The 25,173-nt window shown below is 46.4% G+C and carries 22 protein-coding genes; 13 read left to right on the forward strand and 9 right to left on the reverse strand.

Translation table 11 applies throughout. The annotated features are described in order from the left end of the window. Window position 1 precedes the first annotated feature (1 nt). A complete protein-coding gene (locus ORJ00_RS02645; protein ID WP_037055221.1) occupies window positions 2-1,384 on the reverse strand; it encodes an L-serine ammonia-lyase in 1,383 nt (460 codons plus the stop codon). Window positions 1,385-1,820: 436 nt separating this feature from the next. On the opposite strand from ORJ00_RS02645, the gene ORJ00_RS02650 reads away from it, so the two are divergent. Then, the gene (locus ORJ00_RS02650; RefSeq protein WP_306138904.1) at window positions 1,821-3,548 is read left to right on the forward strand and encodes a diguanylate cyclase; all 1,728 of its coding nucleotides are present in this window, start codon (window positions 1,821-1,823) and stop codon (window positions 3,546-3,548) included. Window positions 3,549-3,995: 447 nt separating this feature from the next. Here ORJ00_RS02650 and ORJ00_RS02655 read toward each other — a convergent pair whose 3' ends face one another. Further along, window positions 3,996-4,556, reverse strand: a complete 561-nt coding sequence (locus tag ORJ00_RS02655; RefSeq protein WP_306138905.1) for a CoA pyrophosphatase — start codon at window positions 4,554-4,556, stop codon at window positions 3,996-3,998. Between the two features lies 1 nt (window position 4,557). Next, window positions 4,558-5,937, reverse strand: coding sequence for an aminodeoxychorismate synthase component I (pabB, locus tag ORJ00_RS02660; protein WP_306138906.1), 1,380 nt, complete (start codon window positions 5,935-5,937; stop codon window positions 4,558-4,560). A gap of 99 nt (window positions 5,938-6,036) precedes the next feature. Here pabB and ORJ00_RS02665 point away from each other — a divergent pair, with 99 nt between their 5' ends. The 5 genes from ORJ00_RS02665 (at window position 6,037) to ORJ00_RS02685 (ending at window position 12,086) form a co-directional block, all read left to right on the forward strand. Continuing rightward, window positions 6,037-7,566, forward strand: a complete 1,530-nt coding sequence (locus ORJ00_RS02665) for a fumarate hydratase (RefSeq protein WP_306138907.1) — start codon at window positions 6,037-6,039, stop codon at window positions 7,564-7,566. Between the two features lie 82 nt (window positions 7,567-7,648). Then, the gene (locus ORJ00_RS02670; protein ID WP_306138908.1) at window positions 7,649-9,670 is read left to right on the forward strand and encodes a S9 family peptidase; all 2,022 of its coding nucleotides are present in this window, start codon (window positions 7,649-7,651) and stop codon (window positions 9,668-9,670) included. Between the two features lie 169 nt (window positions 9,671-9,839). Further along, window positions 9,840-10,199, forward strand: a complete 360-nt coding sequence (locus ORJ00_RS02675; protein ID WP_306138909.1) for an MmcQ/YjbR family DNA-binding protein — start codon at window positions 9,840-9,842, stop codon at window positions 10,197-10,199. Between the two features lie 11 nt (window positions 10,200-10,210). Further along, entirely contained in the window at window positions 10,211-11,401 is a 1,191-nt protein-coding gene (gene bktB / locus ORJ00_RS02680; RefSeq protein ID WP_306138910.1) for a beta-ketothiolase BktB, read from the forward strand. Between the two features lie 64 nt (window positions 11,402-11,465). Further along, the gene (locus tag ORJ00_RS02685; RefSeq protein ID WP_306138911.1) at window positions 11,466-12,086 is read left to right on the forward strand and encodes a DUF1287 domain-containing protein; all 621 of its coding nucleotides are present in this window, start codon (window positions 11,466-11,468) and stop codon (window positions 12,084-12,086) included. A gap of 4 nt (window positions 12,087-12,090) precedes the next feature. On the opposite strand, the gene ORJ00_RS02690 is transcribed toward ORJ00_RS02685, so the two are convergent. From ORJ00_RS02690 to ORJ00_RS02700, 3 genes are all read right to left on the reverse strand, one after another. Beyond that, window positions 12,091-12,735, reverse strand: a complete 645-nt coding sequence (locus ORJ00_RS02690) for a DsbA family oxidoreductase (RefSeq protein WP_306138912.1) — start codon at window positions 12,733-12,735, stop codon at window positions 12,091-12,093. Continuing rightward, complete coding sequence (locus ORJ00_RS02695; RefSeq protein ID WP_306138913.1) at window positions 12,716-13,351, reverse strand: thiol:disulfide interchange protein DsbA/DsbL; 636 nt, start codon at window positions 13,349-13,351, stop codon at window positions 12,716-12,718. Before ORJ00_RS02695 ends, ORJ00_RS02690 begins: the two co-directional genes overlap by 20 nt. A gap of 108 nt (window positions 13,352-13,459) precedes the next feature. After that, entirely contained in the window at window positions 13,460-14,332 is an 873-nt protein-coding gene (locus tag ORJ00_RS02700; protein WP_027672290.1) for a LysR substrate-binding domain-containing protein, read from the reverse strand. 284 nt (window positions 14,333-14,616) lie between these two features. Between ORJ00_RS02700 and ORJ00_RS02705 the strand changes: the two genes are divergently transcribed. The 4 genes from ORJ00_RS02705 to ORJ00_RS02720 all read left to right on the forward strand — a co-directional run bounded on the left by ORJ00_RS02705 (window position 14,617) and on the right by ORJ00_RS02720 (window position 19,539). Continuing rightward, window positions 14,617-15,726, forward strand: coding sequence for an S-(hydroxymethyl)glutathione dehydrogenase/class III alcohol dehydrogenase (locus ORJ00_RS02705; RefSeq protein WP_440480622.1), 1,110 nt, complete (start codon window positions 14,617-14,619; stop codon window positions 15,724-15,726). 149 nt (window positions 15,727-15,875) lie between these two features. Beyond that, window positions 15,876-16,745, forward strand: a complete 870-nt coding sequence (fghA, locus tag ORJ00_RS02710) for an S-formylglutathione hydrolase (protein WP_306126737.1) — start codon at window positions 15,876-15,878, stop codon at window positions 16,743-16,745. Window positions 16,746-17,033: 288 nt separating this feature from the next. Beyond that, window positions 17,034-17,447: an HIT family protein gene (locus ORJ00_RS02715; protein ID WP_306126738.1), complete on the forward strand. Its 414-nt coding sequence runs from the start codon at window positions 17,034-17,036 to the stop codon at window positions 17,445-17,447. A 118-nt stretch (window positions 17,448-17,565) separates the two neighbouring features. Next, on the forward strand, window positions 17,566-19,539 hold the full coding sequence (locus tag ORJ00_RS02720) for a bifunctional metallophosphatase/5'-nucleotidase (RefSeq protein WP_306138914.1): 1,974 nt from the start codon (window positions 17,566-17,568) through the stop codon (window positions 19,537-19,539). Between the two features lie 31 nt (window positions 19,540-19,570). Here the strand turns inward: ORJ00_RS02720 and ORJ00_RS02725 are convergent, their stop codons facing one another. The 3 genes from ORJ00_RS02725 to ORJ00_RS02735 form a co-directional block, all read right to left on the reverse strand. After that, window positions 19,571-20,485: a hypothetical protein gene (locus tag ORJ00_RS02725; RefSeq protein ID WP_305977762.1), complete on the reverse strand. Its 915-nt coding sequence runs from the start codon at window positions 20,483-20,485 to the stop codon at window positions 19,571-19,573. Window positions 20,486-20,558: 73 nt separating this feature from the next. Then, entirely contained in the window at window positions 20,559-21,101 is a 543-nt protein-coding gene (locus ORJ00_RS02730; RefSeq protein ID WP_306126740.1) for a hypothetical protein, read from the reverse strand. Between the two features lie 264 nt (window positions 21,102-21,365). Then, window positions 21,366-21,794, reverse strand: a complete 429-nt coding sequence (locus ORJ00_RS02735; protein ID WP_306138915.1) for an Lrp/AsnC family transcriptional regulator — start codon at window positions 21,792-21,794, stop codon at window positions 21,366-21,368. 165 nt (window positions 21,795-21,959) lie between these two features. Here ORJ00_RS02735 and ORJ00_RS02740 point away from each other — a divergent pair, with 165 nt between their 5' ends. The 3 genes from ORJ00_RS02740 to ORJ00_RS02750 are packed head-to-tail and all read left to right on the forward strand — an operon-like array spanning window position 21,960 to window position 25,045. Beyond that, on the forward strand, window positions 21,960-23,165 hold the full coding sequence (locus tag ORJ00_RS02740) for an aspartate aminotransferase family protein (protein ID WP_306138916.1): 1,206 nt from the start codon (window positions 21,960-21,962) through the stop codon (window positions 23,163-23,165). 3 nt (window positions 23,166-23,168) lie between these two features. Continuing rightward, a complete protein-coding gene (gene astA / locus ORJ00_RS02745) occupies window positions 23,169-24,197 on the forward strand; it encodes an arginine N-succinyltransferase (RefSeq protein WP_306138917.1) in 1,029 nt (342 codons plus the stop codon). 44 nt (window positions 24,198-24,241) lie between these two features. Continuing rightward, a complete protein-coding gene (locus ORJ00_RS02750; RefSeq protein ID WP_305973234.1) occupies window positions 24,242-25,045 on the forward strand; it encodes a DUF1338 domain-containing protein in 804 nt (267 codons plus the stop codon). The last annotated feature ends 128 nt before the right edge of the window (window positions 25,046-25,173 follow it).

Consider the following 25,173-nt stretch of genomic DNA (forward strand, 5'->3'; position numbering starts at 1 on the left):
ATCAACACTCGATAATATTTACCGCCAAACCACCGCGGGAGGTTTCTTTATACTTGGTTTGCATATCTTTACCGGTGTCCCACATGGTTTTAATCACTTTATCCAGCGAGACTTTCTGATCGCCACTACCGCGAAGTGCCAACCGTGAGGCATTTATGGCTTTAATTGAGCCCATGGCGTTGCGCTCTATACAGGGCACCTGTACCAAGCCACCAACCGGATCGCAGGTTAAGCCCAGGTTATGTTCCATGCCAATTTCCGCTGCGTTTTCTACATGTAACGGTGTGCCGCCCTGAATCTCTGTTAACGCAGCGGCTGCCATTGAGCAAGCAACGCCAACTTCGCCCTGACAGCCTACTTCAGCACCGGAAATAGAGGCATTTTTCTTATACAAAATACCAATAGCTGCTGCAGTAAGCAGATACTGTACGGCGATATCGGGAGTTACCGGTTGAATAAACTTGTCGTAGTACATTAACACGGCGGGAATAATACCCGCTGCACCGTTGGTTGGTGCGGTTACAACGCGGCCGCCTGCGGCATTTTCTTCATTTACTGCCAGCGCAAACAGGTTAACCCAGTCCATAACCTGTAACGGATCGCTGCTTTTCTCGGCCATCAGCTTTTTAGACAACGCTGGCGCGCGGCGTTTCACTTTTAAACCACCAGGTAATATACCTTCAGTTTTAATGCCTCGTTCAATACAAGCGCGCATGGTAAGCCAAATATTGTTTAGCTCATCAGTAATTTGTGCCGGAGTGCGTAACACTTTTTCATTTTCCAGCATCAGGCCGGCAATCGACAAACCATGCTCTTTACACAAGGCTAAAAGCTCTGCGCCCGACTCAAACGGAAATGGCGGCGGGTTAGCCGCAGCAAATTGGCTTGCCGCTTGTTTTTCTTTGGCAAAATCTTCAGCTTTAACAATAAAGCCGCCGCCAATAGAAAAGTACACATCGCTTAGTACGATGTTTTTATCTTTATCAAAGGCAATCAGCTCCATACCGTTGGAATGCTCTTTAAGCGTTTTACGACGGTGAAACACAATGGCACCTTCACGAGGAAAGCTAACCGGTTGCTGTTTACCCAGCCTGATTTGCTGCTCGTCGTTAACCTGCTTTAACAGGCCCGGCACGGTGTCTGGGTCAACAGTTTCGGGCAAATAGCCCGCCAAGCCTAAAATTACCGCTTTGCCTGTGCCATGGCCAATACCGGTTTGGCCCAATGAGCCATAAAGCTCAACCTTAACACTGGCTACCTTGTCGAGTAGGTTTTGTTCGGTTAAATCGTCGGTAAATTTTTTTGCTGCCCGCATTGGGCCTACGGTGTGCGAGCTGGAAGGGCCTATGCCGATACTAAACATGTCAAAAGCGCTGATAATCATAATAATGTCTGCTGTCTGCTAATCAGAATGAAGGCATTGTAGCCCAAGGCGGCGGGTTTCGTAAGCCGGTTGGTAACTGGTCGGTGCTTATTACAGATGAGAAAAACTAATGGGTTAGGGAAGCCATAAGTAAAATTTGTTAAACGCCTTTTCCTCAGTAAGTTATTTTGAAAAAATTGTTATCGCTAATAAAGCTGGCTTTAATTGACAGGACTCAGTCTAGAGAAGAGAATTATCCGGGTTTTCTTTTCAGTCATTCAACGTCTTGCCAGCACTTACTATATTGGCTTAGATATAGACTATAGTTAACCGTGTTGGTTATTTTGCTATCACAGCAGTATTGGCTATCAAATTAACTATTTAGTCAAAAAGCTATGTGGCTTTAACGCTGTAATCAAATGACGTTGAGTCATTAAAGGGATCACAATAATTACGCATGAGCCGTTGCCAAATGCTCTTAAGAGCAACCATTTTATTTATATTGTGTTCGTGGTCTTTTGTTGCGATGGCAGATGCACCATCACCGGACTCTCAAATAACACTGGTTAATAACCGCTTATTTTTACTCGATGACGTAAAATCCAGCTTAAATCCTCAGCAAGCGTTTACCGCGTTCAAACACAATGAGTTTACTCAAAATAGTCATAATAAAGTGAGTTTCGGTTTTACCCAAAACACAATCTGGGCGGTATTACCCGTTGAGAATGCCGCTGACGTGCCTCTGCCAAGCGTTATAAAAATTGACAATGCCTGGCTAGATAATATTGATCTGTATTTTTTTGCTGCCGACGAATTAATTAACCGGGTGTCGATTGGCGATAACGTGCCTCTTACGGAACGTTTGCGAAAAGAACGGATGCCCTCGGTTGCGCATGAATTTCCCACTGGCACGTCTCATGTGCTTTTTCGGTTTAACTCTCAAGACCCTATGACCATTCCTATCTATCTAGGTAGCGAAATGGCAATGGCCTCGACCTTTGCTAAAAATGCTTATTTTTATGGTGCTTTGTATGGTGGGTTACTGATACTGCTTATATACAATCTCGCCTTGTATTTTTATTTAAGAGAACTCAGGTATTTACTCTATCCCATCTATTTATTGGCGTTTACTGCATTCAATTTCACTTATACCGGACATGGTTTTTGGGTGGTTTGGTCAGGCTCGGTAACCATGCAACAGTGGTTAATGCCTGGCCTGATGTTCTGTTATCTGTTTTCGGCAGTAATGTTTACTTTAGGCTTTTTAAATACCCGTACTTTTTTACCCGCTTTGCATGGCTATAGGCACCGAATATATGTCAGTTTAATAGTCATAGCCGGGCTTATATTTTTGTCTGGCAATCGCTCGTTTATCATAATGATTCAGTTGGTCATGTTAACAATCCTATCTGTATGGATGCTAATGATTGGATGCTTGGCGTACAAAAACAAAGATCCCCTAGCCAAATTTTTTATCCCCGCAGTCATTATGGGAGCCGGAGGGGCTACTATTTCCAGTTTTGCGACCTGGGGAATTATTCCTTATTCGCATTGGGCGTTTCGAGGGATAGAAGTGGGTATGCTGTTAGAGATGTCATTGCTGTCTATATCTCTTGGTTTTAATTTCAAATTAACTCAAGAGGCTCGTATAAGCGCAGAAAGTAATGCACTGCACGATCCTTTAACTAACTTGTATAATCGCCGTGCATTTTCCCAGCTGGTTCACCCAAGTTGGGAGTTAGGAAAAAGGAACAATAACCCCATGTCTATCATGTTGATGGACTTAGATTGGTTTAAACGAATTAATGACCAATTTGGCCATGCTGTAGGAGACAAAGTGCTAGAAGGTGTGGCTAAAGAAATTAAAAGCCGCATACGGGATTCTGATATCCCACTGCGATGGGGTGGAGAGGAGTTTTTGATATTTTTACCCAATACCAATAGTGTTCAAGCTAAACAGCTAGCAGAAGATCTGCGCGCGAAAATTGAAAATATTAAAATTGATAACATAGGCAACGTGACGATGAGTATTGGTGTTGTTAGTGCGACGCCTGATCAAATCGACTTGGAGCAATTAGTTAATTTGGCTGACGAAGCACTTTACTCGGCTAAGGAACAAGGCAGAAATACAGTGATTGTGATGACTTATAGCAAACCTACTGCTAATGAGCGCAGATATTCATAATCTGGTGCCACTAAATCCCTTTAAGGCATTTTAAAAACAGGGCGTAGCTAATAAGCATGAAAATTAGTAGCAATAGAACCATTACTGAAAAAGAAGGGTATGAAGCGATGCTTTACATGCTACAAGCATACTTGGAAGCGACCGGTTCTAAAGACTTAACTGATATTCTTAGTGGGGGAGAGTACTGGTTGGGGCTGACACTCCTGCTGATTCTGCATTCTGGGAGTATTGGATAGAAGCAGTAAATAAGGTAAAGATTGACGGACCGCCTCCGTTAAAACAGTTGTTTTAAAATTACTATCCGTTTCAAACCATTAACAAGACATGAACGGATAAAGCAACCGGACGTTGAGAACTTTGGATCACCTAATGGTGCAGATACCACTCATTACCCGTTGGTTTTGGCTGTAAAGTTGTTAGCAACGTTGATAAGCTGACAACTACGCCTTAAGCCAATTGCAAACACAACCTATGTAAAATGGCGGCAGTAGCGCCCCAGATAAACTTATCCTGATACGGCATGGCATGCAAGTGTTGCAGTTTACCGCGTAGTGGCAGGCTAAACTGATGGCGGTTTTCTTGCGTTAAAAAATGCGTTAACGGCACTTCAAAAATACCGGCGACTTCGTCAGCTTGTAATATCCAGCTGCGCTGCGGTTTTAGCAGGCCTACCCAGGGCTGAATGGTAAAACCGGTGCTGGTGGCTTGCATGGGTAGGCGGCCTAGCAATTCAACTTCAGTGGGAAGCAGGCCAATTTCTTCGTGTGCTTCACGCAATGCAGCATCCGCGCTTAACTCGTTAAGCTCAATGCGGCCACCGGGAAAGCTAATTTGGCCAGGATGATGGCGCAAGTGCAGTGCGCGCTGGGTAAATAAAATATGCAGTTTGTCGCCGTAATCAATAACCGGTACTAATACAGCTGCCTGTTGTTCGTCGGTGCTTGGAATAGAGCCAGCTTTGGCCGCAGGTTGTAGTAAAAAGCGATAACGAAACTCTGCAACCTGCATGTTATTGTGCCTGCTGTGCCAAAACCGGCAATATCTTATTCACTTTATCTAGGGTTTCCTGGTACTCGCTGTCGGCATCAGAGTCGGCCACTATGCCGCCACCGGCCTGGCAGTAAATGTGGCCTTCACTACAAATAAGCGTGCGAATGGCAATATTGGTATCCATGTCGCCGTTGCTGTTAATGTAACCAATAGCACCACAGTAAACCGAGCGCCGTTGTGGTTCGAGTTGCTCAATAATTTGCATCGCACGTACTTTGGGGGCGCCGGTGATAGACCCTCCCGGGAAAGCCCCGCGCAGCAAATCACTGGCGTTATATTGAGGTGACAAGGTACCGGTAACGGTACTGACTAAATGATGCACCGCCGGAAAGCTTTCAACGGCAAACAGTTGCGGCACGGCAACGCTGCCTGGTTGGCAAACTTTGCCTAAATCATTGCGCAGCAGGTCAACTATCATCACGTTTTCGGCCCTGTCTTTGGGCGATAACTGCAGTGCGTCGGCTTCTGCTGCATCTGTTTGCGGACAGGTACCACGCGGGCGGGTGCCTTTAATGGGTTTAGTTTCAACCTGGCTACCCTGTAGTTGTAAAAAACGCTCTGGCGAGATACTGAGTACTGCGCCTTGTGGCAGGCGGATAAAAGCAGAAAAAGGTGCGGCGTTTTTATCCCGTAGTTGCAAATAGGCTTGCCACTCATCCCCTTGATAACACGCGCTAAAACGTTGGGTAAGATTAATCTGATAACAATCGCCACTTAGCAGATACTGCTGCACCTGATTAAAACGCTGCACATAACCGGCTTTGTCCATATTAGCCTGCCAGCTACTGGTTAAACTAAATGTATTATTTGGCGCTTCGGTATGCTGCAGTTTTTGCTGTAGCTTGGCCCACGCTTGCTCTGCATTGCCATAATAATCTACATACCACAGCTGCTGTTGCTGTTTATCCAGCACCAGTGCCCAGCTATACAGGCCAACAGCCAAATCTGGAAGGGCGATATCGGCATTAGCGGTGGCGGGTAGTTTTTCTATGTAGCGGCCTAAATCGTAGCCAAAATAGCCTAAAGCGCCGCCTATAAAAGGCAGGGTGCTGGATGTTTTATCCGGAAAGTAGCGCTTTAATGCGCAGTTAAGCACGGTGAAAGGGTCTTCATTGTAACTATGTGCGCCGTGTTCATCGGTTAAAATGCTAATGCCCGCTTTGGCTTCCAGCGTGGCCAGTGGCTGTGCGACTAAGATGTCATAGCGGCTGTTTACGTGCTCTGGCGCTGCCGAATCGAGCAGCATCGCCCAGGGTTGACCGGCAAAATGGCTGAACAATGCCAGTAAGTTATCCGGTGTTTTGCCAAAGATTTCAGATGGAATAAGGTACTGCTGCATGAATGGGACTAGCCGCTGTTTCTGTTGCGCGCTATCATACCAGCACCGACACTAATAGTTAAACACGGCGCTGTGAATGGCGTCAGAGGATAGATAAACATGACGGTTATTCGCCAGCAAGACTTTATCGATAGCATTGAAGATGCATTGCAGTACATTTCCTATTATCACCCGTTGGATTTTATCAAAGCACTGGAAGTGGCATACCACAAAGAGCAAAACCAGGCGGCGAAAGACGCTATTGCGCAAATTTTAATTAACTCGCGTATGTCTGCCGAGGGCCACAGGCCAATTTGTCAGGATACCGGTATTGTGACTTGTTTTGTAAAAGTTGGTATGGACGTCAAATGGGATAAAACCGATATGACGGTGCAGCAGATGGTAGACGAAGGCACCCGTCGTGCTTATTTAAACCCGGATAACCCACTGCGAGCCTCTATTGTTGCTGACCCTGCCGGTGCGCGTAAAAATACTAAAGACAATACGCCTGCTGTAGTGCACATCGATTTGGTGGCTGGCCACCATGTTGAAGTGATGATTGCCGCCAAAGGCGGTGGCTCTGAGAACAAAACCAAGATGGCCATGCTAAACCCGTCAGACTCTATTGTTGATTGGGTGCTGGAAACCCTGCCAAAAATGGGCGCGGGCTGGTGTCCACCGGGTATGTTAGGCATAGGCATTGGCGGCACAGCAGAAAAAGCCGCTGTACTGGCTAAAGAGTCGTTAATGGAGCCGGTAGATATTCAGGAACTTATTGCTAAAGGTGCAGAAACCGCCGATGAAAAACTGCGTTTAGAGCTATATGAAAAAGTAAACAAATTGGGCATTGGTGCCCAGGGGCTTGGCGGTTTAACCACAGTAGTGGATGTTAAAATTAACAGCGTGCCGACGCATGCTGCGTCATTGCCTGTGGTGATGATCCCTAACTGCGCCGCTACGCGCCATCTGCATTTTCACCTTGATGGTAGCGGCCCGGCTGATATTCAGCCACCCAAATTGGAAGACTGGCCTCAGGTGACCTGGGAGCTTGGTAGCAATGTGCGTCGGGTGAACTTAGATACGGTAACACCAGCAGATGTTCTAGAGTGGAAAGCCGGTGAAACGGTATTGCTTAGCGGTAAAATGCTTACCGGCCGTGATGCGGCACATAAACGTATTGCCGATATGCTAAATAAAGGCGAAGCATTACCCGATGGCGTAGATTTTAAAAACCGTTTTATTTACTACGTAGGCCCGGTTGATGCTGTAGGTGACGAAGTGGTTGGCCCGGCAGGCCCAACAACGGCGACAAGGATGGATAAATTTACTGACATGATGCTGTCGCAAACCGGTCTGCTGGGAATGATTGGTAAATCAGAGCGCGGCGATAAAACCGTTGCCAGTATTAAGCAGCACAAAGCGGTGTATTTAATGGCGGTGGGCGGTGCGGCCTATTTGGTTTCAAAAGCCATTAAAAAGTCACGTGTAGTGGCGTTTGCCGATTTAGGTATGGAAGCCATATACGAATTTGACGTACAAGACATGCCAGTTACGGTAGCGGTAGATTCCAATGGTAACAACGTGCACCAGCAGGGGCCGGCTATCTGGAAAGTAAATATTGAAAATATGGATACGGCGCCTAAGGCCTGATCCAGCAAAGGCCACAGCGAAACTGTGGCCTTTATTTTATCTGCCTCAATATGGGTAATAAATACATAATCAAGGGAATAGCATGAAGAAGACCTTAGTAGCGCTGTCGGTGCTATGCAGTTATGCCGCAATGGCAAAAGGCCCACTGACCGTAGAGCATTTAAACCAGTTTAATAAATTACACGATGTTGTCTTGTCTGCCGATGGCCGTTTTGTTGCCTACGGCCAGACCAATGCTGGCTTTAGTCCAACAGACAGCTCCAGTGATCTGTATTTAATGGATTTATCCAACCTGAATAAAGTGACCCGGTTAACGCAAAGCGCTGGCCGTGAAAGCCAGTTACAGTGGGCCGCTGATGGTCAAAGTTTGTACTTTGTTGCCAACCGTAGCGGCACAAATCAAGTGTGGAAGTTACCATTGTATGGTGGCGAAGCGCTGCAAGTAACCGATCTGCCACTTGAAGTTGAAGGTTTTAAGGTGTCTTCAGATGGTAAGAAAATCGCGCTGTCGCTGTCGGTAAAGCCAGGCTGTCAAAATCTGCAATGTACGATAGATGCTAAAGCCGCTGATGCTGCGAAAAAAGACACCGCCATGGTGTATGATCAGTTAATGGTAAGGCATTGGGATCACTGGTTAACGCCGTATCGCAGCCATTTGCATGTTGCGGCGCTTGGCAAAGAGGCAGTGAAAGACGCTACTAACCTGATGAGCGAGTGGAATACCGATATTGCCGGCATGAAAGAAGTTTCTTTTACCCCTGATAATGCCCGTTTAGTGTTCAGTGCCAAGATCCCAGCTACGGATCAAGCATGGCATACTAATTATGATATTTTTATGGTGCCGGTAACCGGTGGCGAAAAGCAAAATTTAACGGCGGCGAATCCGGCTTGGGATGCACAGCCCTCTTTTTCGGCTGACGGCCGTTTTATGGCATATAAAGCCATGACCAAACCGCAAGCCGAGGCTGACAAATTTGGCTTAATGCTGTTGGATATGGTGACCGGGCAGCGTAAAGCGCTGGCACCGGAGTTTGACCGCTCTGTTAGCGATTACAAATTTGGTGCGGATAATCGCACGCTTTATGTTACCACTCAGGATGTTGGTCAATACAGTATCTACGCCATTAACACCAGTTTTGGTGATCATCGCAAAGTCTTTGGCGACGGCACTGCCGGAGCGCTTAACGTTGCCAGTGACAAAATTGTGTTTACTAATCATAAACTGGATATGCCGGCAGAGGTGTTTCAGCTTAATTTAGATGGTAGCGGTTTAACCCAGCTTACCGATATAAACGCCGCCTGGCGTGAACAGGTACAATTTGGTGATTATGAGCAATTTAGTTTTACAGGCGCTAACGACGACACCGTTTACGGCTATTTGGTAAAACCATGGAACTTTGACGCTAAGAAAAAATACCCGATGGCGTTTTTAGTGCATGGCGGGCCGCAAGGCAGTTTTGGCAATATGTTTAATGAGCGTTGGAATGCACAAATGTATGCCGCCCAAGGCTATGCGGTAGTGATGGTAGATTTCCATGGTTCAACCGGCTATGGCCAGGCCTTTACGGATTCTATCAGCCGTGATTGGGGCGGTAAGCCTCTGGAAGATTTAAAGAAAGGTTTTGAGTATATTGTTAAAGCCCAGCCCTGGATTGATGGCGACCGTGCTTGTGCATTGGGTGCATCTTACGGTGGTTATATGATGAACTGGATAGCTGGTAACTGGGCAACCGGTTTTAAATGTTTGGTAAACCATGCGGGTTTGTATGATATGCCAAGCTTTTACGGCAGCACAGAAGAGCTGTGGTTTCCTGAGTTTGATTTAGGCGGCCCGGCTTGGCAGCCTGAGTCTGACTATCAGAAGTTTAACCCAGCCGCCCATGCGGATAAATGGCAAACGCCGATGCTGGTTATTCATGGTTTAAAAGACTACCGCGTGCCATATGCGCAGGGTTTAGGGGCTTTTACTAACTTGCAGCGCAAGGGTATCGACTCACGCCTGGTGATTTTCCCGGATGAAAACCACTGGATCTTAAATAAAGACAACCGCGTGCGCTGGTATAACGAAGTGTTTCAGTGGCTGGATAAATACACAAAGCAGTAGTGAAAAAATAGCAAGACAGGGTAAACCTGACTGCGACAAGAAGGCCGGCTTGTGCTAAACCAACCGTTGAAGGCATGGATGCCTGAATCGAGCCTACAGGGATGTATTCACGGCGTGTTGGTGTGTGCAAACCGGCCTTCTTTTTACATCACTATACCAGGAGCTATTTATGGCTTTCGATTTTCAGCAATGCCGCGATCACTGCCTGATGCAACTGCAAAGCATTGAGGATTTCCCGTTTGGTCCGGATATCTATGTCTATAAAGTCGCCGGTAAAATTTTTGCTATTTTAGGCGAAGAGCAGGGTGTGGCGCGGGTCAATTTAAAGTGTGATCCGGCCGAAGCTTTGATGCTGCGCGATATTTTCCCGGCCATTTCACCTGGTTACCATATGAACAAACAACATTGGAATACCGTTCTGCTGGATGCCAGCGTGCCGGATAACGAAATCAAACGCCAGATTGAAAACTCCTATCAGTTAGTTGTTAAAAGCCTGCCAAAGGCAAAAAGACCGCAATTAGTAAACTAGAGGTAGTAGGCATGAAAATATCAGAGGTGGTTATTTTAGCCGGTGCCCGCACCGCTATTGGTAGCTTTGGCGGTAGTTTAGCCAGTTTTAGTCCGGCACAGCTCGGTACTGCTGTGGCCAAAGAGGCTATCAGCCGCTCGGGGCTTACTGCGTTTGACGTTGACCATGCGGTATTTGGCCATATTATTACTACCAGCGCTGAAGATGCCTATTTAGCCAGGCATATTGCGTTAAATGCGGGGATGCCGCCAACCTCTGCGGCCTTTAATGTTAACCGCTTGTGTGGCTCGGCAGTGCAATCGGTCATTTCGGCGGCGCAACTGATACAGCTGGGGCAAAGCAGTATTGCATTGGCAGGTGGCGCAGAAAGCATGAGTAACGGTGCTTACTTGCTACCCAATGTACGCCGTGGTTTAAAAATGGGGCACGCTGGCATTATCGATCTCACCCTGGGTATTTTAACTGACCCCTTTGGCAGCGGCCATATGGGTATTACCGCCGAAACTATCGCCGCGCAGTATGGCTTTAGCCGTGCGGATTTAGATAGCTTTGCCGTGCAAAGCCAACAGCGAGCGGCTTTTGCGCAGCAACAGGGTTATTTTGACAGTCAGATAGTGCCGATCACGGTAATGCAGGGCCGCATAGAGCGCGTATTTAAACGTGATGAGCATATTCGCGCTGACACCAGCTTGGATAGCCTGAGCAAACTTAAAGCTGCGTTTAAACGAGACGGCATTGTTACTGCGGGCAATGCTTCTGGCTTAAATGATGGTGCTGCAGCGTTGCTGATAACTAGCCAAGCCGAGGCCGATAAACGAGGCCTTAAGCCACAAGCACGAATTTTGGGGTATGCTTTTGCTGGTGTAGAGCCAGGCGTAATGGGGTTGGGGCCAATACCGGCCGTGCAGCAAGTGCTGGCAGAAACGGGTTTAACAGTAGCTGATATTGATGTAATTGAATCAAATGAGGCGTTTGCATCGCAGGCGATGGCGGTAAGCCAATCATTGGATTTAAATCCTGCCAAAGTCAACCCCAATGGTGGTGCTATTGCACTGGGGCATCCGGTAGGCGCTACGGGTTCTATTTTGATCATTAAGTTACTTGCTGAACTTGAGCGCACCGGTGGACGCTATGGTTTAGTTACTATGTGTATAGGTGGCGGCCAGGGCATTGCGCTGCTGGTTGAATCATTGTTGCAATAAAGTGAACTTTACGTCGTGTGATGGGCCTTACAGCTGATATTAATGGCCTTACAAGGAGAGGTTTATGCCGGGGTCAGCTTTGCACCATTACATAAAAATCGCGATTTTACTGCTGTGTATAGTGCCAGGGTACAGCGTTGCCCAAACGTTTAGTGAGCAGTTAGTTGCAGCGGCGCTTCAACGCACTGAGCATCAGGTACGTTATGATGGCCGCTATTTACGTATTGCTTACCCTAACGGTGATGTACCAGCTGATATTGGCGTCTGTACGGATGTGGTGATCCGTAGCTACCGCACTTTAGGTATTGATTTGCAGCAATGGGTTCATGAAGACATGCGCGATAACTTTATGGCGTATCCGTCAAAACGAATTTGGGGCCTAACCAAACCTGACAGCAATATTGATCACCGCAGAGTACCAAACTTGCAAGTTTTTTTTAGCCGTCATGGTGAGTCACTGCCTCTCAGTAACCGGGGTAATGATTACCTGCCCGGAGACGTCGTTAGCTGGATATTACCAGGGAATTTGCCGCACATCGGTATTGTCGTAGACCAACGCTCAATCGACGGCGAGCGGCCGTTAATTGTGCATAATATTGGTGCCGGGCCGGTTCTGGCCGATATGCTATTTGACTATAACATTACCGGCCACTATCGATTTGCTCCCAAGATACTTGCACCCTAACAGCCTAAGCCATTTCGTTGGCAATTTGTCTTAGGCTGGCAGCCAATTGTGCTGGCTCCTGCGCACCTGAAATCAAATACTTGTTATTAATTATAAAAGCCGGTACCGATGAAACACCCGCCTGCTGGTATTTAGCAATGTCGCTTTTCACAGTGTCACTGTATTCATCTGTCTGCAAAATGCGAGCGGCATCGGCGCTATTTAGTCCTGCCTGAACTGCACACTCTGCCAAAATTGTGGCATCAGACACATCTTTAGCTTCACCAAAATAGGCGTTAAACAGCGCCAGCTTCATTGCGGTGGCTTTTTGCTGTGTTGCTGCCCATTTCACCAGTCGGTGCGCATCAAAGGTATTGCAGGTAAAGCGTTGTTGTAGCTTACTAAAATTGATTCCAAGCTCCGTTGCAATGTGCATCATGTTGCTTTGTGCTGAGCGCATTTCGTCTTCACTGCGACCATATTTACGGCTTAATGCCGGTAGGATGTGCTCTTGCGGTGCGTTTTTGTCTGGGTTTAATTCAAAGGCATGCCATTGCAGATCTACATTCAGCTCGGGTAAGGTTGTCAGTGCCTGCTCCAGCCTGGCGTAGCCAATAGCACACCAGGGGCAGGCAATGTCAGAAACCAGATCAATCTTCAGTGTTTGCATTAGCAGTGTCCTGTGCTGGTAATGTAAGCACATGATTAACTAAGGCGATAAATTCCGACTGTGTTTTAACTGACGTAACGATAATTTTGTATTTACCGTTGATAATAAAACTTGGTACTGAGTTAATCGCATAAGTTTGCTGCCAAGTGTTGAACTGCATAACTTGGTTTAATACCGGCACACTGTCGATATGGTTATCAAAGGTCGTAGCGTCTATGCCTTGCTCGACAAACAGTTGTCGCACTGCATCACGGTCACGTGGCGCTTTACGTTGCTGATGAATGACATTAAACAGTGCCGGTGTAATGTTATCTTCTGCTGCCAATGTTAACGCAAGGGCATACGCTTTTTGTAATTCTGGCCCCATGTCGGCACCAATAAAGGGTACCGGAGCACGAATAAAGCTGGCATCTTCAGGCAGTGTTGCTTTTAGCGCCTGAACTACAGGTTCAAAATTGTAGCAATGCGGACAGTAGTAAGAGAAAAATTCCAGAACCTGTTTTGACTCGGTACGTGGAGTCTCTAACGTTTGATAATGCACACCGTCGCTGTAAGTTTCAGCGAAGCTCAAAGGGGTAAATAACATAACAGCGATGAGGCAAAGCAATTTTTTCATAAGTTTATCCGCAAAGTTATCTAAAGTAGCCATCATAAAGCAGCTTGTGGTGTAAGCCAAATTTGGCGTTGGTTATGACGTTTGCTCCGGTAAAATGTTGTTAAACCACTACAAAGCTAAGTGATTAGATAGAAAATCCACTAACACCCTAACTTTGGCTGATAAATGCCGGTTTTGTGGGTAGATGGCCCAGATGCCATCGTCAGGCTGGCGTATATCATCTAACACGGAGAGCAGGCTGTTGTTTTGCAATTGGTCACGCACATAGTAATCCGGCAGTTGTACCAGACCCAATCCTTTTAACGCGGCATCAAGCAGCGCCACACCGCTATTACATAAAATTCTACCCTGTGGTTTAAAAGTGGTTATTTTTCCGCTTTGGTTAAAACGCCACACGGATAATGTGCCGGTTAAGCACTGATGGTGCGATAAGTCTGCAATTGACGTTGGCAAACCAAACTTTTGCAAATAATCAGGGGCTGCAACAACATATTGAGTGCGGCTAGCGAGTTTTTTGGCAATTAAACTGGAGTCTTCTAATTGCCCTAGCCTAATGGCTAAATCAAAACCGGCTTGGACTAAATCAAGACGATTATTGGTTAGATGCAGCTCCAATTCGGTATCGGGGAAACGCTGAAGAAAGTCATGTAGTAAGGGGGCTATGCGGGTTTCACCGTAATAGACCGGCGCGGTAATCTTTATTAACCCACGTGGTGTGGCGTTTAAATTAGCTAAGGTACGATTAGCTTCTTCTAAGCTACTCACTAAATGCCGGCAATGCTGCAAATACAATTGACCTTCTTCGGTTAGGCTAACGCTGCGCGTGCTTCGATACAGCAGTTTTATCGCCAAACTGGCTTCAAGTTCGGCGATATTGCGGCTTACTTGCGCCACTGAGATGTTTAATTGCTTTGCAGCTTTGGTAAAGCTTTGCAGCTCTGCCACGGCGACAAATTCACTAATGCCAATCCACTGTTTCACTAAGCCCCTCTGCTCCGTTAACCGGCTGCTTGCGTTACAACGCCCGCCCTGGCTCGCCACAGCAACTCGCCCTAATGCCTGCGGCAGGGCTCAGACACTCTGTGGCGACCAAAACGGGGTTCTAACCGCAGCCTATTGCTTGTTACGTTTTGCATATATGAAAAACTAATTTGCATTTTAGGGGTATTCATACTGATATGGCAAAAATAAAAATCAGGTTACACTTGCTGTTAACAGATTTTTTGCCCTGTGCGAACAACAAAAAGGACAACCTGATGCAAATGATCAAAACACGCGCTGCTGTGGCCTGGGGCCCCGGCCAGCCATTATCGATTGAAGAAGTGGATTTAATGCCACCGCAAAAAGGCGAAGTGCTGGTTAAAATTATTGCCACCGGCGTGTGCCACACCGATGCTTTTACGCTGTCGGGTGAAGATCCGGAAGGTATTTTCCCCGCAATTTTAGGCCATGAAGGAGGCGGTATTGTGGAAGCTGTAGGCGAGGGCGTAACCTCGGTTGCGGTGGGCGACCATGTTATTCCGCTGTATACACCTGAGTGTGGCAAATGTAAGTTTTGTTTATCAGGTAAAACTAACCTGTGTCAGGCCATTCGTGCTACCCAAGGTAAGGGCTTAATGCCAGACGGCACTACGCGATTTTCAAAAGACGGTAAGCCAATATATCACTACATGGGCACTTCGACCTTTTCTGAATACACGGTACTGCCTGAAATTTCATTAGCAAAAATTAACAAAGAAGCGCCATTGGAAAAAGTGTGTTTACTTGGTTGCGGTGTAACCACTGGTATGGGCGCAGTGATGAATACTGCCAAGGTAAAAGAGGGCGACACCGTTGCCGTGTTTGGTTTGGGTGGCATTGGTTTATCGGCAATTATTGGTGCAGTCATGGCCAAAGCCAGCCGTATTATTGCTATTGATATCAATGAAGATAAGTTTGATATCGCGAAAAAACTCGGTGCAACTGATGTAATTAACCCAAAAAAATTCGACAAGCCTATTCAGGACGTTATTGTTGAAATGACCGATGGCGGCGTGGATTTCTCCTTTGAGTGTATCGGTAACGTTAATGTGATGCGCTCGGCACTGGAATGCTGCCACAAAGGCTGGGGCGAGTCGGTGATTATTGGTGTTGCAGGCGCAGGCCAGGAAATATCTACCCGGCCATTTCAGCTGGTTACTGGTCGGGTGTGGCGCGGCACTGCGTTTGGTGGCGTAAAAGGCCGTAGCGAACTGCCTGATTACGTAAACCGCTATTTAAACGGCGAGTTTGAGCTGGACACCTTTATTACGCACACTATGCCGTTGGAACGTATCAATGAAGCCTTTGATTTGATGCATGAAGGTAAGTCTATTCGCACGGTAATTCACTTTTAATATCAAGCGAATGTAATTGATGGGCGGATTAGAACCCCGTTTTGGTCGCCACAGAGTGTCTGAGCCCTGCCGTAGGCAGTAGGGCGAGTTACTGTGGCGAGCCAAGGCGGGTGTTGTAATCTGTCCTTGTTGAACACTATGGGCAGACTATGACAATTTCAGCATTAACCAAAGTGAGTGAGCAGCTTTGCTTTGGTGGCAGGCAAATTCGTTTCACTCATACATCCACTGTACTGAGCTGCGATATGCAGTTCTCGGTGTTTTTACCGCCACAGGCCGAACATGGCAAAGTACCCGCGCTTTATTGGTTATCGGGTTTAACTTGTACCGACGAAAATTTTTCCAGTAAAGCCGGTGCTCAGCGTATTGCCGCAGAGCTTGGTATAGCGCTGATTATGCCGGATACCAGCCCGCGCGGTGATGGGGTTCCCGATGATCCAGACGGCGCGTATGATTTTGGCTTAGGTGCGGGCTTTTATGTAAATGCCACAGCGGCACCGTACGCCACGCATTATCATATGTATGACTACATAGTAACCGAGTTACCGCAATTGCTAGAGCAGCATTTACCGCTGTCTGATAAACGCGCTATTAGCGGCCACTCAATGGGCGGCCATGGTGCCTTAGTGATTGGCCTGCGCAACAGCGAACGTTATCGTAGCATTTCGGCATTTTCACCTATTTGTAATCCGGTTGCTTGCCCTTGGGGAGTTAAAGCTTTTAGTGGGTATTTAGGCGAAGATGAAAACCAATGGCAACAATATGACGCATCAGTATTGTTAGCTGTAGCGCAAGATCCGCTGCCATTATTGGTTGACCAAGGCACGGCAGACAGCTTTTATCCTGAGCAATTGCGCACCGACAATTTAATTGCTGCGGCGAAGCAAAGCGCTGCGCCGGCTGAGATCCGCCTGCAGGCGGGTTATGACCACAGCTATTATTTTATCGCCAGCTTTATTGAGCAGCATCTGAGGTTTCATGCGAAGTACCTGATTGATAAAATCTGCCGCGATGCTTGATTGAGCCCGGCATAATACTTTTTAGCCGGAACCGTTGAGCGCCCGGACGGCGCCGACAAATTCGTCAGGAACGAATTTGAACAGCTCTGCTGGCCCGCAGGGTGAACGTCAAGGATGAGGTTCATAATCGAGCCCCCAGGGATGGGTTTACGGCGCGTTCCGGTAAAAATGTATGGCGCCGGGTGATAAAGCCCGCGTTTGTGAGCTGTCAGGTGTCGTCAAAAGCTGGTTTTATGCCCTAATATGCTGGCATACTTGGTTGCATAAGCCTGCCTAAAGGAGAACTGCATGAGCTACGATAGCAACAATATTTTTGCCAAAATTCTGCGCGATGAAATTCCCAGTTTCAAAGTGTATGAAGACGACTACACATTGGCTTTTATGGACATTATGCCGCAGGCCGAAGGCCATACGTTGGTGATCCCCAAGTTTGAAGCAGAAACTTTGCTGGATATCCCGGCGGACGAGCTAACCCACACCATGACAACAGTACAAAAAGTGATGTCAGCACTTAAATCGACATTGGGGCTCGATGGCGTCGTATTGATGCAGTTAAACGGCAGTGCTGCCGGACAAACCGTGCCGCATCTGCATTTTCATTTAATCCCCGAGCATCTGTCAAAATTGAACCGGCATGGTGCGCAGATGGGAGATATGGACAAAATTAAAGCACTGGCTGACAAAATTCGTGCTGCGCTTTAATATGCCTGCAGCACTTATCAAAACAGAAGTTGCCATAGTATTTTCACTTGAGCTTAAACGGCTTTGTGTCTAAGGTAGCCGCTTTAAAAATGTCTGCGTGATATAAAGGTTAATAGTTATGCGATTGGGTGTTCCAGCAGTATTTTTTGCTTCCATGATGTTAGGATGCAGTGCAGTTTCTGAGCCTGATTCAGGGTTAACGTTAACCTTAATCCATATTAACGACACACACTCTCAGTTTGATGCCAGCCCCGCCAGTGTAAAAGATGCTAAAGGACAACCGCTATACACCTACATAGGCGGTCACCCCCGTTTGTTCAGTCATGCGCAAACTTTACGCCAACAGGCTAATGCACAAGAGAGCCCATCTTTGTTTTTGCATGGCGGGGACGCCTTTAAAGGCAGCGCCTATTTCGAGCTATTTGAGCAAAAAATAAATATTGATGTCTTAAACCGTATGCAGATTGATGCCATGGCACTGGGCAATCACGAGTTTGATATTGGCCTGAACAAGCTGGCTGACTTTGTTGATAAGATAAACTTTCCTGTGCTGGCCGCCAATATTAATACGGCCGCTGAGCCGTTGTTGGCCAATAGCCAAAACCTGAAGCCTTACAGCTTATTTGTGCTTGATAACAACCAACTGCAGCGCGTAGCCAGTGTTGACACTGCAGCAGGGCGTGAGCTGGTGGCGGTATTTGGTTTGGCGCTTGAGGATATGCGCGCCATAGCACCCGATACCGGTGCGCTGGTGTTTTATAACGAAATACAAAGTGCACAGCAAACAGTAGATGTGTTAACTGCGCTGGGCGTGAAACATATTATTGCACTAACACATTTGGGGCATCAGCGCGACTTAGCGCTTGCCAGCGCCGTAAATGGTATTGACGCCATTGTCGGAGGCCATAGCCACAGTTTACTGGGCGATTTCCGGCATTGGTATTTGGGAAATCAGCGTCCTTACGCTGAAATGGTGGCAAACCCCGATGGCAACAACCAAACGTGCGTAGTACAAGCAGGGCAGTTTGCACAAGCGGTAGGTAAAGCCATGTTAACGTTTAACCGCAATGGCCAACTACAAGCTTGTATTGGCGAGAATACCTTGCTGGCCAGTAAAGACTATTTTAATTCGCCGCGACGCGATGAATCCAGTCGCATTTTACCTGAGGTTCAAGCTGAAACTGAGCGCTATATTGCCGGTTTGCCTCGCACCGCCATTGTTAGTGAAGATAAAGCATTGCGCGATGTGTTGGACTCAACGTATTTACCTGCAGTACAGCAAGCATACGGCAGTGCAGTTAGCGTAACGCCGCGCAGTGTTAATCATGTGCGTTTACCGGGTACGGCTGGTAGCGATCGCCATGGTTCAGCGTTAGCAGGCTATATTGCAGACGCGATGGTGTACTGGCTAAATCAGCCGCAGCTGCAGGCAAAAACACAGCGTACAGTTGATTTTGCGCTCATTGGCGCGGGTAATATCAGAGCACCACTTGCTGCCGGCACGGTGTATGAAGGCAACGTGCGTTTGGAGGTACTGCCATTTAATACCCCTTTAAGCATAATGAGTGTCAGTGGCGCTGAATTAGCGGCGTTATTAACCGATACTATTAGTGCAACACTGGTACCGGGAGCCCATGCGGGGAAATTTCCGTATAGTGGCAAATTACGCTATACCGCCAAACAAATAGCACAAGGGAAGGCGCAGTTGTCTCAATTACAGTTGTGGCGAGACAACCAATGGCAGGATATTCAGCCAGAGCAAGTTTATACACTGGCCACAACGCAATATCTGGCGGACGGTAATGATGGCTGGCAGGTATTACAGCAGGCCCAGCAGCAAACTAGTGACCGGCTGGATGTGATTTTACAGGATAAGCAACCCCACGTTTATGCAGTTAAACGTGTGATAGCCTCACAAGATAGTAGCGGTGCAGTATCATATAAAGCAGAATATCTAGCTGTGCCAGCCTTACCCTGTAAAACATCAGCTAGTGATTGCAAAGCAGCGGCTCAGGCGTTTATTGAGTACCTGCAAGCCAACCCCGAACTATGGCAGACACCGCGCGAGCCGACTGTGACACTAATTAATTAGACTGATCACACCTACAATCGTTGATGATGCTTTACGGAGTTTCCGCAGGTCTCGCGCCAATTTTGCGCAGTCCAAGCTTAAACTCAGCTTCACGGCCATTATCTGGCCATCCTACAATCTGATGTATCACTTCCCCGTTCAGCATAAAATAGGCTGTCGGGGTTCCCCAATATCTTATCTGCGGCCAGAGCGCGCTATTGTATACGATATCGTATGCAATGCCGGTGCTGTTTCTATAGTCGCTTAATAACGCGGCATCTCGTTTGTAAACCGGTTTTGTTAACCATATAATTTCGGGTAAGTTTTTTTGCGTACTAAGCCAACTAGCCATGCTGCGTGAAAATGCACAAAGTGGCGATCCAATAAATACTATAGCGGAACCCTTGGTGATATCTTTGGAGATAAACTCTAAATTACCATCGCGGTGTAAACGAATTAGATTGGTATGCTGTGAATTGCTGGCATTGCTAATATCAGGTTTTTCAATATAGACAGAAAATTCTTTTTCCAGCGCTACGAGTTCAGACAAGTTTGCTTTAAGTAAATGATGTTCGAGCAGCGCCATGATATAGCGCTGTTTATTGCTGTTATTGTTCGGTACCATTTTCAGCAATTCCAGGTAGAACTGCTCTGGTGCTGCTCGCTTGTTATAGAATAATATTTTCTGCATTGTTAGCATCACTAAATGCAATTGTTCATTGCTTAGCGTGGGTATTAGTTCAGGCAAGAAGCGCGGTTTAGCACATCTTTCAAATAACATTTCAAATTTATTCAGCCTACCATCAACCAATATACCTTCTGCGGATATCTGCTCATCTTGGCTTAGTTCAATCGCAGTTGCTTGTTGCCAAACAGACTGAATATCTGCACATTGCCAGTCTGTTGCTGGCCCTTTTGGTTCAGGCAGTGAGCTGATTAGCAAAATGGATAATATCGAAAGGTACATAAAGCTTTCCGCTAGAATAAGGTCAGCTCATAAGTGATTATTTTAATATCACTATATGAGCTGACTAATTGGATTAACAACTAGACATGCATATTGCTCCAGCAGACTCCCTGCAAGTGGCACGCTCAGAGCAGGCATAACCTTTGTGGTCTCCTGGCGGCCCCATCGGAGTGATTTCTTTTCCACGAAGAGGTTGGTAAGGTGGTTGTTGGTTAAGAATTAAAATATCGGTTGATGTTTCAGTTCTTGCATTTGTCATGACACTTGCCAAATGCTGTGCACCAAAATAACCAAGTAATTTGTATATTTGAGATGGCGTTAACTCCGCCTCAAGCCCAATGTATGAGAATCCCGCCAATCCACGTTCATTAAAAACTAGGCTATCAATGAAGCGATTTCTTGTGTCTGATGAAAGTAGACTGAGTGGAGATTCAGCTACATCAAGTTTATAGATATCAGCAGTTGATTTAATTACAGCTAAGTCTAGTGCTATATGTCTTTCTGTGTTTTTAACGCTTGTATTCATTGGCTCAAAAGTATTATTGACAGCTGATGCGTTCGCATAGGCTGACAAACCAATACATACAGCTACTGCTAAGTTAGTTAATGTTTTCAATTTGCATCTCCTTTGTTTATTCCGTGTTAATTTTGCACGGTATACTGGATATTGTCAATTGTATACAATGTGAAGGTGTTGTGATCTCAGATCAGCTTGTGTAGGTGTTTACCTGTAGCTGATTGTTGGAGCTTAGTTTCTAAAATAACTGAAATTAAATGCGCTAATTTAGCGCTTTTGATAAAGCTACTTTTACTGAATAAAGTGCAGCTTGATACATGCCTGCTAAGGGGGGCATTATTTATCTATGGCTTACGCCTAGCATTAGCGCTTAAACTTGGTTTCCAGAATAACCGACGAATTGGTCCGCTCTACGCCGTCCAGGTTACCAATATCATCCAGGATATGGCTTAGTTGCTCGGTGCTTTGTGCCTGTACTATGGCAATAAGGTCATATTCGCCGCTAATGGCATAAAGTGCTGATACTTGTGAAATGTGTTTCAGTTCGGTATTAGTTTTTGCTGTTAGCTTTTGCCGCACTTTGATGCTGACATGAGCCGACACCAGTGAAGCGATATAGTCGTCGCCGTAATCTACTGAATAGCCTTTAATCACCCCGCTTTGTTCCAGGCGTGCAATACGGGTTTGCACCGTCGAGCGTGATAAGTCCAGTATCCGGGCTAAGTCAGAAATACTGGCACGGGCATTATGTTTAAGTACGGCTAATAACTTCTCATCTTCCTTGCTTATCATTTTGCTAATCCGTCACGTTAAATTGCTAAGTTAATCTTAAAAATTGCTGAAAATGATACTGCAATATGGCGAGTATTCGCAATATAATAGTGTCACTTTCGCGGTGCTTGTCACTTTAAATCTATATAAAGACAAGTTAGCACAGCAACGACAATGAGGTAGTTTATGCAGGTAACAAGAAGCTTATTTGATGACGTGATGGTTCCTAACTATGCACCATCAAAAATTATTCCGGTAAAAGGTGAATGCTCACGTGTTTGGGACCAAAATAACAATGAGTTTATCGACTTTGCCGGTGGTATTGCGGTTAATTGTTTAGGCCATTGTCACCCGGCATTAGTTACTGCATTAAAAGATCAAGCTGACAAACTGTGGCATTTATCTAATGTTATGACTAACGAACCGGCATTGTTGTTGGCAAAAGCCTTAGTTGATTCAACCTTTGCTGAAAAGGTGTACTTTGCCAACTCTGGCGCTGAAGCCAACGAAGCGGCATTAAAACTGGCGCGCCGCTTTGCTAAAGACAAATACGGTGAGCAGAAAAACCAAATTATCGCCTTTAAACAAGGCTTCCATGGCCGCACATTCTTCACCGTTACGGTTGGTGGCCAGCCAGCCTATTCTGATGGTTTTGGCCCTAAGCCTGACGCTATCGTGCACGCTGAATTTAATAACCTTGACAGCGTTAAGGCCCTTATAAATAGCAATACCTGTGCGGTAATGGTTGAACCGGTGCAAGGCGAGGGTGGTGTAATGCCAGCCACAGCTGAATTTATTCAAGGCGTGCGTGAGCTGTGTGATGCAAACAATGCACTGCTTATTTTTGATGAAGTACAAACCGGTGTGGGTCGTACAGGCGAGCTTTATGCTTATATGGGCTATGGTGTAACGCCAGATATTCTGACCACAGCCAAAGCGCTGGGCGGTGGTTTCCCTATTGGCGCTATGTTAACTACCACTGAGATTGCCAAGCATTTAGTTGTTGGTACCCATGGTTCTACCTACGGCGGTAACCCGCTGGCTTGTGCTGTGGCGTTGGCAGCAGTAAATACCGTGAATACCCCGGCCGTGTTGGATGGCGTAAAGGCTAAAGCGCAACTGTTTAAAGACGGCTTAACTAAACTAAACGAAAAATACCATGTGTTTAGCGAAATTCGTGGTTCAGGTTTATTAATTGGTGCTGTGTTAAACAGCGACTATGCCGGAAAAGCGCGTGACATTATGTTAGCCGCCGCCGATCAGGGTTTGATGGCCTTAGTAGCGGGTACGAGCGTTGTGCGTTTTGCGCCGTCACTGGTTATTCCTGATGCTGATATCATCGAAGGTTTAGCCCGTTTTGAACAAGCTGTTGCTAACGTGGTGCAGGGCTAAGCCATGTTAGTTATCCGACCTATTACGGCGGCAGATTTTGCGGCGCTAAAAAACATCGCTATTGAGTCTGGCGCAGGTTTTACCTCGTTGCCGGTAAACGATGCGCGCTTGAAGCAAAAAATTGACCATGCAGAGCACAGCTTTGCCGCTCAGGTTGATGGCCCTGGCGATCAGGGCTATTTGTTTGTGCTGGAAGATACTCAAACCGGTGAAATTGTAGGCACTACCGGTATTGAGGCTGCAGTGGGTACCAGCACACCGCTATATCACTTTCAGCAAAATACGGTTATTCACCACAGCGCTGAGCTTAACGTGTTTAATCAGCTACGTACCCTTACACTGTGTAACGATTACACCGGTGCTTCAGAAATTTGTACATTGTTTTTGCGCGAGAGCTATCGGCGTAACCATGCCGGCCGGTTTTTATCCAAGGTACGCTTTTTGTTTATGGCTGAATACCCAGAGCGCTTTAGCGACCGCGTCATTGCCGAGATGCGTGGTGCGGCAGACAGCGATGGCCAGCCGCCATTTTGGCATTGGCTGCAAAAGCTGTTTTTAACCATCGATTTTCCTACCGCTGATCACTTGATTGGTGTGGGGAAAAAGGCCTTTATTGCTGAGCTGATGCCACGACATCCCATTTATGTTGGTCTGCTGCCTCAATGTGCTCAGGACGTAATAGGGCAGGTGCATCAGAACACTAAGCCTGCACTAAAAATGCTGGAAAACGAAGGGTTTAATCATCGTGGTTATATTGATTTATTCGATGCCGGCCCAACGGTTGAAGCGCGTTTAAGCCAGATTAAATCGGTAGCGGCCAGCAAAAAAGTTGCAATTAAAATTGCCGATGTGCAAGGGGAGCAAACCTTAGCTGTAGCCAACACAGCACTTCAAGGTTTTCGTGCTAGCTTCTCAAAAAGCGCAAAGTTTGATGCAGATCAGCAGCTATTGCTGCTAAGTGCGGAATTTGCCGATACACTGCGCCTGCATGATGGCGATATGGCAAGATTTATAGTGTTAGACAAGGCCTAAGGGCCAGATAAGTAATAACCGGTAAATGTTAAGGCGGATAAAATATGCATACTGATGTAAAAGTGTTGTTTGCCAACCTGTGGCAAGACTATGTAGCGGTGACACCTTCTGCCAAACAAGTTCACCAGTTACTGGGCAGCTCGCAGCAGCAAGACGTTGTTAATGATCACATAGCGTTGCGTACGTTTAACCTGGAAAAGGTTGGACTGGAAAAACTGGCAGCGCATTTTAAAGCGTTGGGTTATGAAGAATGTGGTGAATATCATTTTGAGGCGAAAAAATTGTACGCCAAACATTATGAGCACCCTGATCGTAATCAGCCCAAAGTATTTATTTCTGAATTGTTGTTAGATAAATGCTCTGCCTATCTGCGTGACACCATTACCGAACTGGTAGCGCAAATTCCAGAAGAGGCCGTTACTGCTGATAACTTTCTTTACAGCGGCACGCATTGGCAGGTAAGCCAGGCTACGTATGAAAAACTACTGGAAGAAAGTGAATATGCTGCCTGGGTAGCTGCCTGGGGGTATCGCGCGAATCACTTTACTGTAAGTGTAAATGAGCTGCAAAACTTCAGCAGCCTGCAACAGGTAAATAATGCGCTTAAAGACGCTGGCTTTTTGTTAAATACGTCAGGCGGCGAGATTAAAGGCACGCCAGAGGTGTATTTAGAGCAGTCGTCAACGTTGGCAGACTTACACCCAGTACAATTTAGTGATGGCATGGCAACCATTCCAAGTTGTTTTTATGAGTTTGCTACCCGTTATCCTATGACTAATGGGTTGTTATATACCGGTTTTGTGGCGGCTTCAGCTGACAAAATCTTTGAAAGTACCAACGCGCGTTAAACTGTCGCGTTTTTAAAAAAGCCAGCGTCTTGCTGGCTTTTTGCATATTTGCTTCACTTGCCGCATACTTGCTACAGCGCTATAGTCAATTTATGTATTAATAGAAAGGCGGCTTAATGCCCGTGTCA

The sequence above is a fragment of the Rheinheimera baltica genome, from assembly GCF_030731985.1.
Lineage (GTDB): Bacteria > Pseudomonadota > Gammaproteobacteria > Enterobacterales > Alteromonadaceae > Alishewanella > Alishewanella baltica.